Source organism: Rahnella sp. WP5, assembly GCF_000745615.1.
GTDB lineage: Bacteria > Pseudomonadota > Gammaproteobacteria > Enterobacterales > Enterobacteriaceae > Rahnella > Rahnella aceris.
Genome location: NZ_JQJR01000005.1, coordinates 443766 through 456580, shown reverse-complemented (window position 1 = coordinate 456580; position 12815 = coordinate 443766). Strand labels below are relative to the sequence as shown.

At 55.3% G+C, this 12815-nt stretch carries 12 protein-coding genes; 6 read left to right on the top strand and 6 right to left on the bottom strand.

What is annotated here, in order from left to right; all coding sequences use genetic code 11:
* Window positions 1-6: 6 nt before the first annotated feature.
* The 4 genes from EX31_RS25110 to EX31_RS02065 all read right to left on the bottom strand — a co-directional run bounded on the left by EX31_RS25110 (window position 7) and on the right by EX31_RS02065 (window position 4417).
* On the bottom strand, window positions 7-156 hold the full coding sequence (locus tag EX31_RS25110) for a DUF2474 domain-containing protein (RefSeq protein WP_072012255.1): 150 nt from the start codon (window positions 154-156) through the stop codon (window positions 7-9).
* Window positions 157-214: 58 nt separating this feature from the next.
* Entirely contained in the window at window positions 215-1219 is a 1005-nt protein-coding gene (gene cydB, locus EX31_RS02075) for a cytochrome d ubiquinol oxidase subunit II (RefSeq protein WP_037033108.1), read from the bottom strand.
* Window positions 1212-2645: a cytochrome ubiquinol oxidase subunit I gene (locus EX31_RS02070; protein ID WP_037033106.1), complete on the bottom strand. Its 1434-nt coding sequence runs from the start codon at window positions 2643-2645 to the stop codon at window positions 1212-1214. The genes cydB and EX31_RS02070 overlap by 8 nt, the downstream gene beginning before the upstream one ends.
* Before the next feature lie 533 nt (window positions 2646-3178).
* Window positions 3179-4417, bottom strand: a complete 1239-nt coding sequence (locus EX31_RS02065) for an MFS transporter (RefSeq protein WP_037033104.1) — start codon at window positions 4415-4417, stop codon at window positions 3179-3181.
* A gap of 60 nt (window positions 4418-4477) precedes the next feature.
* Between EX31_RS02065 and EX31_RS02060 the strand changes: the two genes are divergently transcribed.
* Complete coding sequence (locus EX31_RS02060; RefSeq protein WP_037033102.1) at window positions 4478-5464, top strand: AraC family transcriptional regulator; 987 nt, start codon at window positions 4478-4480, stop codon at window positions 5462-5464.
* Between the two features lie 77 nt (window positions 5465-5541).
* Here the strand turns inward: EX31_RS02060 and EX31_RS02055 are convergent, their stop codons facing one another.
* A complete protein-coding gene (locus EX31_RS02055) occupies window positions 5542-6441 on the bottom strand; it encodes a proline iminopeptidase-family hydrolase (protein WP_037033101.1) in 900 nt (299 codons plus the stop codon).
* A gap of 89 nt (window positions 6442-6530) precedes the next feature.
* A complete protein-coding gene (locus EX31_RS02050) occupies window positions 6531-7286 on the bottom strand; it encodes a LuxR family transcriptional regulator (protein WP_037033099.1) in 756 nt (251 codons plus the stop codon).
* A 227-nt stretch (window positions 7287-7513) separates the two neighbouring features.
* Here EX31_RS02050 and EX31_RS02045 point away from each other — a divergent pair, with 227 nt between their 5' ends.
* Genes EX31_RS02045 through EX31_RS02025 form a run of 5 tightly spaced genes read left to right on the top strand, consistent with a single transcriptional unit; the run spans window position 7514 to window position 12811 of the window.
* Window positions 7514-8452: an ABC transporter permease gene (locus tag EX31_RS02045; protein WP_037033096.1), complete on the top strand. Its 939-nt coding sequence runs from the start codon at window positions 7514-7516 to the stop codon at window positions 8450-8452.
* Window positions 8449-9309, top strand: coding sequence for an ABC transporter permease (locus EX31_RS02040; RefSeq protein WP_156106956.1), 861 nt, complete (start codon window positions 8449-8451; stop codon window positions 9307-9309). The genes EX31_RS02045 and EX31_RS02040 overlap by 4 nt, the downstream gene beginning before the upstream one ends.
* Complete coding sequence (locus EX31_RS02035) at window positions 9306-10283, top strand: ABC transporter ATP-binding protein (RefSeq protein ID WP_013577862.1); 978 nt, start codon at window positions 9306-9308, stop codon at window positions 10281-10283. The genes EX31_RS02040 and EX31_RS02035 overlap by 4 nt, the downstream gene beginning before the upstream one ends.
* The gene (locus EX31_RS02030) at window positions 10267-11316 is read left to right on the top strand and encodes an ABC transporter ATP-binding protein (protein ID WP_037033094.1); all 1050 of its coding nucleotides are present in this window, start codon (window positions 10267-10269) and stop codon (window positions 11314-11316) included. The genes EX31_RS02035 and EX31_RS02030 overlap by 17 nt, the downstream gene beginning before the upstream one ends.
* Window positions 11297-12811 (top strand): ABC transporter substrate-binding protein, encoded by a 1515-nt coding sequence (locus tag EX31_RS02025; protein ID WP_013577860.1) that lies wholly within the window; start codon window positions 11297-11299, stop codon window positions 12809-12811. The genes EX31_RS02030 and EX31_RS02025 overlap by 20 nt, the downstream gene beginning before the upstream one ends.
* Window positions 12812-12815: the final 4 nt, after the last annotated feature.

Sequence of the window (12815 nt, the reverse complement as noted above, 5' to 3'; positions counted from 1 at the left end):
GCATTTTTAATGCGACTTCATTCCGGCTGCCGTCATCATCATTCTGAATAAGAATGCCACCACGGCCAGTGATAAAACACTCAATGAATAAATGACGATCAGCCAGACGACGCGTTTCCAGAAGGGCTTCTTACGATTAACGGTCATATCCTGCATCAGGAACCTCCGGTGATAACCGGGCGAAATGCGGTCATTTCGCCCGATACTGTTGCGATCAATGGTAGCCTTCGTTTTCCCTGATTTTCCCCCGGAAGACGTAATAGCTCCAGAAGGTATAAATCAGGATCACGGGGATGATGAACACCGCGCCAACCAGCATAAATGCCAGGCTTTCCTCTGACGATGCCGCATCCCAAATCGAGATGGCCGGCGGAATAATATTCGGCCAGATGCTGATCCCAAGCCCCGAAAATCCAAGGAAAATCAGCGCGAGAGTCAGCAGAAACGGCATATAGTGCGCGTGATTTTTTATCGCCCGCAAAATTCCCCAGGTACAGGCTAAGACCAGTACCGGCACCGGCAGAAAGGCGATCAGATTTGGCATGCTGAACCAGCGATGCGCAATATCGGCATGGGTCAGCGGCGTCCAGATGCTGATCACACCGGTGATCGCCAGCAGCGTTATCACCAGGGGTTTAGCCAGACGGCACATCTTCTGATGCAGGGCATTTTCCGTTTTCATGATTAACCATGTACAGCCCAGCAGCGCGTAGGCGACCACCAGCCCGATACCACAAAAAATAGGGAAGGGGGCCAGCCAGCTTAGTGCGGAGCCGGTAAACGTTCTGCCTGTCACCTCAAAGCCATTAAGCACTGCGCCGACCGCAACGCCCTGACTGAAGGTGGCCACGATGGAACCGGTAATGAACGATTTGTCCCAAAACGGACGGTGCTTTTCGGTCGCCTTGAAGCGAAATTCAAACGCCACGCCGCGAAAAATCAGACCGAAAAGCATCAGGGTTAACGGAATGGTGAGTGCATCGGTGATCACCGAATAAGCCAGCGGGAAAGCGCCGTATAAGGCCGCGCCGCCCAGTACCAGCCAGGTTTCATTACCGTCCCACACCGGTGCAACGGTGTTGACCATCATGTCGCGTTCGGTTTTGTCTTTATTGAACGGGAATAAAATACCGATACCCAGATCAAAGCCATCCATTACGATGTACATCAGGTTCGCAAATACGATAATTCCAAACCATATAATAGTGTAATCAATCATATTTTTTACTTCCCTCAGGATTGCTCAGCCCTTCCTGCGCCGCAGACAGCGGACGCGCCGGTGTGTTTGGCTTACCTGGCCCGCCGTGAGAAACCTCATCACCTTCACCGGTCACCGGCCCTTTTTTGATAAGACGCATCATGTAAACGTAGCCAATACCAAAAACGGATGAGTACACCAGCAGGAAGGCTAACAGGCTGAGGCTCATGTGCATTTCACCGTGCGCGGAGACGGCATCGCGGGTGCGCTGAACGCCATAAACCACCCACGGCTGACGGCCAATTTCAGTGGTAAACCAGCCCGCAAGCAGGGCAATCAGACCGGAAGGTCCCATCAGCAGCGTGAACCAAAGGAACGGGCGGGACTGATAAAGCCGTTTTTTATAACGCAGCCACACACCCAGCACGCCTGCCGTGATCATCAGCAGACCGAGCGCGACCATGATGCGGAAAGACCAGAAAACTACCGGCGAATAGGGACGATCTTCTTTCGGGAAACTCTTCAGCGCGGGCACCTGTTTTTGCAGGCTATGTGTCAGGATCAGACTGCCCAGATAAGGGATCTCCAGCGCATATTTCGTGCGTTCCTGCTCCATATCCGGGATGCCAAAAAGAATTAACGGTGTGGCTTCTCCGGGCGGATTTTCCCAGTGCCCTTCAATGGCCGCAATTTTGGCGGGCTGATATTCCAGCGTATTCAGGCCGTGGGCGTCACCGACCATTGCCTGAATGGGGGCGACGATCAGCGCCATCCACAATGCCATGGAAAACATTTTCCGAACCGCTGGCGTATCGTTGCCGCGAAGCAGGTGCCAGGCACCGGAAGCCCCCACAAAGAACGCACTGGCGAGGAAAGCCGCGATGGACATATGTAACAGACGATAAGGAAATGACGGGTTAAAAATGACTTTAAACCAGTCCGTCGGCACCACGACGCCATTGACAATTTCATAGCCCTGCGGAGTATGCATCCAGCTGTTCGATGCCAGGATCCAAAAGGTGGAGATAAGCGTGCCCAGCGCCACCATACAGGTCGCAAAGAAATGCAGGCCAGGCCCCACCCGGTTCCAGCCAAACAACATCACGCCCAGAAAACCGGCTTCGAGGAAAAATGCGGTCAGCACTTCATAGGTCAGTAAAGGGCCGGTAATGCTACCGGCAAATTGCGAGAATCCGCTCCAGTTGGTGCCGAACTGATAGGCCATCACCAGACCTGACACGACCCCCATGCCAAAGTTAACAGCAAAAATTTTGGACCAGAAATGATACAGATCCCGGTAACTGCGGTTGCCGGTTTTCAGCCACATCCCTTCAAGCACCGCAAGAAAACTGGCCAGCCCGATCGTAATGGCAGGAAATATGATGTGAAAAGACACGGTGAATGCGAATTGTATTCTTGCCAGGTGAAAAGCATCTAATCCAAACATTGCTGACATCCCCTATGGAGAAAGTGGGACACGTTAATTAAAATTAACATACATAGTACACTTGTGATTTATACGTGATTAAGATGAAAGGATTGTGCACTGATATTATTTTGCGGGGTAGATACAGTTTGGTGAAAATACACTATAACAGTTCAGGTTGTTTTAATTTTTATCATTAAAATTCAATGGCTTATTTGTTGTTTTTTTCGTCCAGCGGAATTTATGTTATTTCCCGCCTGCGCATGATAAAAATTAAAAACATTGTCACTAGCATGGTGTAATTTATTGATTTTTAAGGTTTTATATTTCGTTTGTATTTTTTACTCTGCCGGGAGTAAATTTTATCCCTAAAACGTATATTCAATTTTAATAAAACTGTTATAGCTCAATCCGGTTCAGGGAAATGAACCGGAAATAGTTTTAACATGATGATAAATTGAGTATTCGGATATGATGGTAACAATGTTTGTGTGGAATTAATTTTTGCTGTTTTTAGGAATTTACTGAATGATCATCAGCCTGTTTCCCTGACGCTATTCGTGCTGGAGGGACGGGGTTTCTGCGCCGTCACCGGACAGGCCAACCCTGACGCACAAGGCAATGATCAGCGCAGCACTTAACATCACAATACCTGCCGTGATAAATACCCCGGAGATCCCCCCCAGTCCGAACATGACGCCTCCCAGTGCCGCACCGGCCGCGATAGAAGATTGCACGGCAGCCACCACCATGCCTCCTGCGCTCTCAGCCTGATCGGGCACCGAGCGGGTTACCCAGTTTGACCAGGCGACAGGTACACCGCCGAATGCCAGCCCCCACAGCAAAACCAGCAGCGTGAGTCCGGTGATCTGAACGGGCAGTAATATCATCCCCAGCGCCGCGATACCGACTAAACAAGGCATTACAATCAGCGTCAGGCGAAGGCTGTAGGTCATTATCCATCCGGCCAGCAATGTGCCCGCAAAATTTGCCACACCGAATCCGAGCAATAGCAGGGCCAGTCCGCCCACATCTACATGACTCACGCTTTCCAGAGAAGGGCGAATATACGTAAACAGGGCATACTGACCCGTATGTGCCAGCACGCAGCCGGACATCCCCGTGGCAATGCCGGGACGGCGCAGCAATGTTAAGACTGATGCTATATGTGTAACCTGACGGGGCGCCATGCGCGGTAATGTGAACCACTGAAAAGCAAGAGTGACTCCTCCCACCAGAGCCGCGGCAATGAACGCGCTGCGCCAGCCATAGAGTTCACCGAGAAAGCTTCCCAGCGGCACGGAAACGACGGTTCCCACCGCAATACCACTGAAGATAACCGACAGTGCCCGCGGCACGAGTTTCTCCGGAACCAGCCGCATCGCAACCGCTGCGGCCATACTCCAGAATCCGCCCAGCGCGACGCCAAGCAGGATCCGCATCACCAGCAACACGGCAAGGCTGGAGGAAAGGGCGACCAGCAGGTTTGAGGCGATCATCAGCACAGTAAAACTTAACAGAACGGTTCTGCGGTCAAGCTTACGGGTCAGGCCCGGTACCAGCAGTCCGGCGAACAGCGCGATCACCGCGGTGACCGTCACCGCCTGACCGGCTAATGCTTCTGTCACCTGCAGGTCTGAGGCCATGGGCGTTAACAGGCTGGCTGGCAGGTATTCTGCTGTTAACAAACCGAACACGCCCATGGTGAGGGAGAAGACTGCCATCCATGCTGGCGGAGCCTGTTGCACATCTTGTTGGGTCGCGGGCGCTGAGCCCTCTGTTTTATGATTCATTTCAAATGTTCCTGAAGATTAACGTAGCGCAGAGTCTAGGCAGGATGGTTGAGATGATCTATGATTCGAAATCCTTGTTTTTTGACTATTACTCCTGAAATGACCCAGCACGATCCCTTTGCCCTTTCTTCTGACCTGATCAGTGAACTCCTGACAGGAATGCGTCTGCGTGGTGTGCAATATCGCCGCATCCAGACCGGCTCTGAATTTGGCATGGCGTTCAAACCGAGGCCCGGACATGCGTATTTTCACTATCTTGCCGTCGGTTCCGCTGTTCTTAAAACCGGGGATGGCGCGCTCCATCCATTGTCTGCCGGTGATGTCGTTTTTATGCCGCATGGAATGGCACATCAGCTTCTTTCTGAACCCGGCCATACCGCTCAGGACATTGACGACTTCGATGTCGCGCCATTAGGGGAAGCCGTGAGTGGTGTGGATACCTGCCCGAGCAGGGATACGATACCGGGCGCGATTCTTTTTTATGGCTGCATGGCGTTTGATCTGGGCGGAATGCAAAGTCTGGGTAAACTGATGCCGGAAACCATGGTGGCGGATGCCAAAGGCGAACGCTATCCCGGACTGTTGCCGGTGATGGATTCGATGAAACGTGAAATATGCTCCGGCCGCATCGGCTTTGCAGGCATTCTGGCCCGGCTTGCGGAAGTTGCCGCGGCAATGATTGTTCGCGGGTGGGTGGAATGTGGATGTGAAAATGCCTCAGGCATTGCCGCTGCATTGCGGGAACCCCGGCTGGCTAGGGCAATTCTGGCGCTGCACCGGCATCCGGGCAGGAACTGGACCGTCGCGGAGCTGGCGGCAGAGTCGCACATCTCGCGCTCGGTTTTCGCCGCGCGTTTTCAATCGATGATTGGTGTATCGCCGTTGCGTTACGTGACGGAACTGCGCATGCAACTCGCCACGCAGTGGCTCTCAGACAGCAAGATTTCTATCGAGAACGTGGCATTTCGTCTGGGTTATACCTCACAGGCCGCGTTTAGCCGGGCTTATAAGCGCATTACCGGGCAATCGCCCGGTGTCAGCCGTTAATGCTGTGAGTCATCGGGGCATAAAGAATATTCCCTCAGGCTGCTTCGGGATAAGCCAGAAGCAGCCTGTATACGTCATCAGCGGGAGCTGTTGCTCTCCAGAAACTCCACGACGCATTTCATACAGGCTTCCCGTTCCTCGACGTGTGGCATGTGGCTCGAATTCTCGAAAATCACCCATTCAGCGCCTTTGATTAAATCCGCGAACGGCTGCACCACGTCGGGAGCGGCTTCATCGTAGCGGCCGGAAATCAGCAATACCGGCACGTTAATGGCGGGCAGGCGGTCGATCACCGTCCAGTCTTTCATGCTGCCAATGACATGGAATTCAGTCGGGCCGTTCATGGCGAGGTACACCGTCGGATCCTCGTCCATCGCCGCAAAGGTACGTTTTACCTCCTCCGGCCACGGATCGAGACGGCAGACATGGCGGGCATAGAATACCTGCGACGCCGCTTTGTATTCTGCGCTGTTAAGGGTTCCGGCGGCTTCATGTGCCAGTAAGGTTTCCTGAACCTCCGGCGGCAGTTCGCTGCGCAGGCGGGCGGCGGCCTGCAACCAGAGTTCCATCGAGGCCGGTGAGTTGGCGATGACCAGCGCTTTCAGGCCAGGCGGTTGCATGACGGCGTGCTCGGCACCGAGCATGCCGCCCCAGGACTGGCCGAGCAGCGCGTAATCTTTTTCAATGCCCAGATGGCGCAGCAAATTATCCAGTTCCGCCAGAAAGAACGAGGGCTGCCAGAAGCCAGCGGGTTTGTCGGGAAGGTGGGTCGAGCGGCCATTACCAATCTGATCGTAGTGGATCACCGCGCGGCCGGTTCCGGCGATATCGCGGAAGGCATCAACGTAATCATGGGTGCAGCCGGGGCCGCCGTGAGCAATAACCAGCGGTGTTTTGCCGTTGTGTAAATCGCCACAGATGCGGTACCAGGTCTGGTATTCCTGAAACGGCGCATAGCCTTCAGTGATGTTGTACATTTTGTTTCCCCTGTCGGTGAATAATAACCACAGGGTAAACATCGGGGCGGCGTTGAACAGCTAGTAAAAAAGATAGAAAACAGGGCAGATTAACTGTCGAGTAAACGGTAATGCATCGCGCGAACCACGGCCTGCACACGGTTACTGGCCCCCAGCTTGCGGGCGGCGGTATTGAGATGGAGCGTGACGGTGGCAATCGACCGGTTGAGTTTGCGGGCGATTTCTTTGGCGGTTAAGCCTTCTGCCGCCCACGTCAGACATTCGCGTTCGCGTTTGCTTAAGCGCACGTGGCGACAGGTGAGAATGCTGCTGTCGAACAGCGGAAACACGCACTCCTGAAAGGTCAGCGCCAGCAGGCTCAGTTCGGCCAATACATCATGAATATCCAGCTCATGTCCCGCACCGGTGTGAATGCCGGTGACCGTCACAAATCCACCATTCGGCAAATGCAACGGCACCGTCGCGCCGCTCGGCATGTTGTTATCGCACATGTAATGGGTGACCGGTTTGTTGAGGTCACTGAGGCGGTTTTGCAGCGAGGTATTGTCCGGGCGCTGATAAGACCAGACAAACGGTGCGCAGCTTTCGAGAGCGTAATGCTGCACCGGATCGACCTGATAATACCCGTTCTCCAGCCATAACCGCTGCATGTCGCCGGGCACATTACCCATCCGCAACAGCGACGGTGTGATCAGCTCGCCCTCAAGCGAACGCGGTACCGGCGTGTAATCGTAAATCAGGGCGTCAAACCCCAGGCGCGAGGTCTGAGCGAAAAGCTGATCAAACGCACCATCAACGGTCGTTTCCCGCAAAGACACTGCACTCTCTTGCACCGCGAGCTTCATGAATTTATCTCCGCATCACTGTTTGCCAGTCTGAATGGGCTGATCGGGCACCGGTTTTGCTCAATCTCACCTGGTAAAGAAAATTTATGCAATCGCGGTGCCACATCGCTGGCGGTGCAAACCTAGTATTTTTGCTAACTACCGGCGGGGCCTGACTGCGGATAACGTAAAGCCACAGGGGAAAAGACTCTCGCTCTGCACCAGAAACTGTCATTAAGAGGATTGTCATGCACCGTTACCGATTTTTGCTCTGGCGACCGCTGCAATTGCTGCCGGTGTTGCTGGGGATAAGTATTCTGACTTTCGTGATGGTGCGCGCCATACCCGGCGATCCGGCGCGGATCCTGCTTGGGGTACGCAGCACACCGGAAGCCATCGCCCGAATCCGGGTGCAGTACGGACTGGATCTGCCGGTCTGGCAGCAATATCTCTATTTTCTGCGCAACCTGTTTCATGGCGAGATGGGCAAGTCACTGATTTACCGTGTGGATACGTTAACGCTGATCATGTCGCGTATTGAGCCAACCCTGTATCTGGTGCTCGGCAGCGTGCTGCTGGCGATGCTGTTTACGGTGCCGCTGGCGGCCGGCGCGGCACGACATCGCGGGCAACTGGCGGATCAGGTGATCCGTTTACTTTCTACTATCGGCCTCGGATTACCGGCGTTCTGGCTGGCGATCATGATGATTTTACTGTTCAGCCTGTCCCTCGGCTGGTTCCCGGTGTCGGGCTATGGCAGCGATGTCGGCGAGCGGATTCATCACCTGTTTCTGCCGTGCCTGACCGTTGCGCTGGCGCTGTCAGCGGTTCTGACCCGTAACCTGCGCGCCAGTCTGCTGATGGAATTACAGAATGATTACGTCACCGCCGCCCGTGCGCGGGGGCAAAACGAAAACCGTATTTTCTGGCGACATGTGATGCCCAATTCACTGGTGCCGACAGTCAATCTGCTGGCAGTAAATATCGGCTGGTTGATTGGCAGCACGGTGGTAATTGAGAGCGTATTTGCCATTCCCGGTATGGGGCAGTTGCTGGTGAAAGCCATTATCAGCCGCGATTACATGGTGGTGCAGGGTGTGGTGCTGGTGTTCGCCCTGGCGACAGTCATCGTGAACCTGATTGCAGACTTACTGACTGTGGCGCTGGATCCGAGGGTGAAGCTATGAGCATGACCGAAAAGATAGCGACACAACGCATGGGGCATTTTCACCTGCGCGGGTTGCCACGCCAGCAGGCGTTACGGCTCGGCATGCTGATGCTGAGTGTCTGGGTTCTGATTGCGCTGCTCAGTCCGTGGATCGCGCCGTTCGATCCGATTGCGCAGGATGCATCTGTGACACTGTCACCGCCAACGTTCGCCCATCCGTTTGGCACCGATAACTTTGGCCGCGACATTCTTTCCCGCGTGATGTGGGGGGCACGGATTGATCTGCAAATCTGTCTGATTGGTGTGATTTTTCCGTTTACCTTCGGCACGCTGATCGGCGCGTTTGCCGGATATCTCGGCGGCGCAGTCGATACCTTTTTCATGCGGGTGATAGACGTGGTGCTGGCGTTTCCTTTTCTGGTGCTGATGCTGTCGATCATCGCCATTCTCGGACCGGGACTGGGCAGTTTTTATATCGCGATGGCGGTGGTGGGCTGGGTGTCGTATGCCCGTCTGGTGCGCTCGCAGGTGCTGACGCTTAAACACCGCGATTTCATTCTGGCCGCGCGCAGCCTGGGCTATAGCCATCCGCGTATCTTACTTTTGCATCTTCTGCCCAACGCGCTGACCAGTTCGCTGGTGTTCTCGATGTCCGACTGCGTGCTGGTGTTACTCAGTGGCGCGTCGGTGAGTTATCTCGGCCTGGGCGTCCAGCCGCCGGTAGCGGAATGGGGCGTGATGGTCGCCGAAGGCCAGAGTTTTATTACTACGGCGTGGTGGATAACCACCTTCCCCGGTTTGGCGATTGTGGTGCTGGCGATGAGTTTCAGCCTGCTGGCGGACGGACTGGGTGACAAATTGGGGGAACGGCCATGACGTTAATGCAGGTTTCCGGCTTAACCATTGAAGACCGGCAAGGCGTGGCGCTGGTGGACAGACTCTCGCTGACATTGAATGCGGGCGATATTCTCGGGCTGGTCGGCGAAAGTGGCTCCGGCAAAACCCTGAGCTGTCGCGCCATGATGCGCCTGCTGCCCGGTGAAGGGCTGCATATTCGCGCCGGGGAAATCCGCCTCAATGGCACCGATTTACTGACGCTGAACGATAAACGCATGACGGCCATTCGCGGGCGGGAGATCGGCATGATTTTCCAGAATCCGGCCAGCCATCTGAATCCGGTGATGACCATCGGTCAGCAGATTGCTGAAAGCCGCCGTCTGCATTTTGGGGCCAGCCGCCGTGAAGCGCAAAGTCAGGCGGTGGAACTGCTGCGTCAGGTCGGTATTCCGGATCCGCAGCGACGGGCAGATAACTATCCGCACGAGTTTTCCGGCGGCATGCGTCAGCGGGCAATGATCGCCGTGGCGCTGGCCTGCGAACCCAAAATGCTGATTGCTGATGAACCGACCACGGCGCTGGATGTCACCGTGCAGATGCAGATTTTGCGTCTGCTCCGCGATCTGCGCGACCGGCTGGGTATCGCCATTATTCTCATTACTCACGACCTTGGCGTGGTGGCGCAAACCTGTGACCGCATTGCGGTGATGTACGGCGGGCGTTTATGTGAAACCGGTGAAAAACGGCCGGTTCTGGCCCAGGCGCAGCATCCTTATACGCGCGGCCTGATTGACTGTCAGCCGGTCAGTGAAGGCGGCAGCGGACGGCTGATCACGCTGCCCGGTCAGCCACCGGTCGCAGCACATTTTCCCAGTGGTTGCCGTTTTCATCCGCGCTGTGCGCAGGCGTCCGCGCTCTGCCGTGAAAATCAACCCGCGATGTCAGCGGGCGGCCACGCAACGGCCTGTCATCATCCGCTGAACCACGGGAGGCACAATGAGTCATTCGTCTGATCTCACGCCGCAGCCGTACCCGCTGCTGGAAGTGGAAGCACTCTCCGTGACATTTCCGGTCTCCGGCTTTGGCCTCAAAAAGCGTCACGTTCAGGCGGTAAACGGTGTGTCCCTGCATATTCACGCAGGCGAAACGCTGGGGCTGGTCGGTGAATCGGGCAGCGGAAAAAGTACCCTCGGGCGGGCGATGTTGCAGCTGGAAAATGCCAGCGCCGGACGGGTTCGTTTTAACGGGCAACTGATTACCGACGGCATGAAACCTGACATTGCCCGTCTGCGACAGCAAACCGCGATGATTTTTCAGGATCCGTTTTCCTCACTCAACCCGCGCCAGACGATTGGCGAAAGTATCGGCGAGGTGTTGCGGGTACACAACAAAGTGGCGAAAGCGGAGATCCCGGCGCGGGTCAGCACGCTGCTGACGCTGGTCGGCCTCAGCCCGGAACATGCCACGCGCCGTCCGCAGGCGCTGAGCGGTGGACAATGTCAGCGCGCCGGCATTGCCCGGGCGCTGGCTATCGAGCCACGCCTGATTGTCGCTGATGAATGTGTTGCGGCGCTGGATGTGTCGATTCAGGCGCAGATAATCAATCTGCTGATGGATCTGCGCGAAAGCATGGGGCTGGCGATCTTATTTATTGCCCATGATCTGGCGATTGTGCGCCGCCTGTGTGACCGCGTGGCGGTGATGTATCTCGGACGTATTGTCGAAAGCGGGCCGACGCAAACGGTGTTTAACGCGCCGCGCCATCCGTATACCGCCGCGCTGGTGGCGGCAATCCCTGAAATCGACCCCGACCGGCCGCTGCCGGAGCATCCGTTACAGGGAGAACCACCCAGCCCGGTTTCGTTGCCTGCGGGCTGCGCTTTCCATCCACGCTGTGCCTTTGCGCTGCCTGAGTGCAGGCAGGGTGCGGCACCTGAAACCCGGCATATTGCCGACCATGCCTTCGCCTGTGTTCTTGATAACCACAAAAGCGACGGGATCAATCCGATGACTGAAGGAATGTTACATGAAGCAAAAGCATTTTAACGTTGTGGCCGCCGGGGTGCTGCTGGCGTTGAGTCTGGTCAGCGAAATGGCGCAGGCTGCGGGGGTACTGACCATCGGCCGTCGTGAAGACAGCACCACATTTGACCCGATCAAGTCGGCGCAAAACGCCGATAACTGGGTGTTCTCCAACGTGTTCGATCCGCTGGTGCGCGTTGACAACACCGGCACCAAACTGCTGCCGGGCCTGGCTGAAAGCTGGACGATTTCGCCGGACGGTAAAACTTATACGCTGAAAATGCGCGACGCGAAATTCTCTGATGGCACACCGGTGACCGCCTCTGATGCCGTGTTCAGCCTGACGCGTATCCGTGATGACGCCGGATCGCTGTGGAAGGATTCATACAGCATTATCGATACGCTGAAAGCCCCCGATGCCCATACGCTGGTGATCACCCTGAAAACGCCGTCGGCAGCATTCCTTTCTCAACTGGCGCTGCCGAATGCCTCGGTGATTTCGCAACAGGCGCTGACCAAACAGGGCGCGGATGATTTTGCCGAACACCCGGTGGGTTCCGGCGCGTTCAGCGTGAAAGAGTGGACGCGCGGTGAGAAAGTCGAACTGGTGAAAAACCCGTACTACTGGGACGCCGCAAAAGTGAAACTCGATGGCGTCGAGTGGCTGACGCTGCCGGACGACAATACCCGCATGCTGAAAGTGCAGGCCGGAGAAATTGACGCGGCACTGTCGATCCCGTTCTCGCGCATTTCATCGCTGCAAAAAGACCCGAAACTCGCCGTCGAACTGGATACGTCAACCCGTGAAGATCACCTGCTGATCAACCATTCTCACGGTGACCTGGGCAAAGTGGAAGTGCGTCAGGCACTGGACTTCGCCATCGATAAAAAAGCCATTATTGATACCGTGACGTTTGGTTATGGCAAAATCGCCAACTCCTACATCCCTGATGGCGCGCTGTATCATTACGCTGACAACCTGCAACGCCCGTACGACCCGGAAAAAGCCAAACAACTGCTGGCCGCCGCCGGAGTGAAAAATCTGACCCTGAAATATCTGGTGAATGCCGGTGATGAAGTGGATGAACAGATTGCGGTATTGCTGCAACAGCAACTGGCAAAAGCCGGGATCACTGCCAACTTGCAGAAAGTGGATCCGAGCCAGAGCTGGGACATGTTAGTGGCGGGGGACTATGACATTTCGGTGATGTATTGGACGAACGACATTCTCGACCCTGATCAGAAAACCACCTTTACGCTGGGCCATGACTCGAACATGAATTACATGACGCGTTATCACAATGACAAAGTGAAAGCGCTGGTGGCCGCCGCACGGGTGGAGATGGATCCGAAGAAGCGTGAACAGATGTACATCGATTTGCAGAAAATGGCGAAAGCCGATGTGAACTGGATTGATCTGTATTACAGCCCGTACCGCAACGTGACCCGAAAAAATATCAAAGATTTCCACCAGAACCCGTTAGGGCGCTTCACACTCGAGGAGACGGTGAAAGAATAAGAAA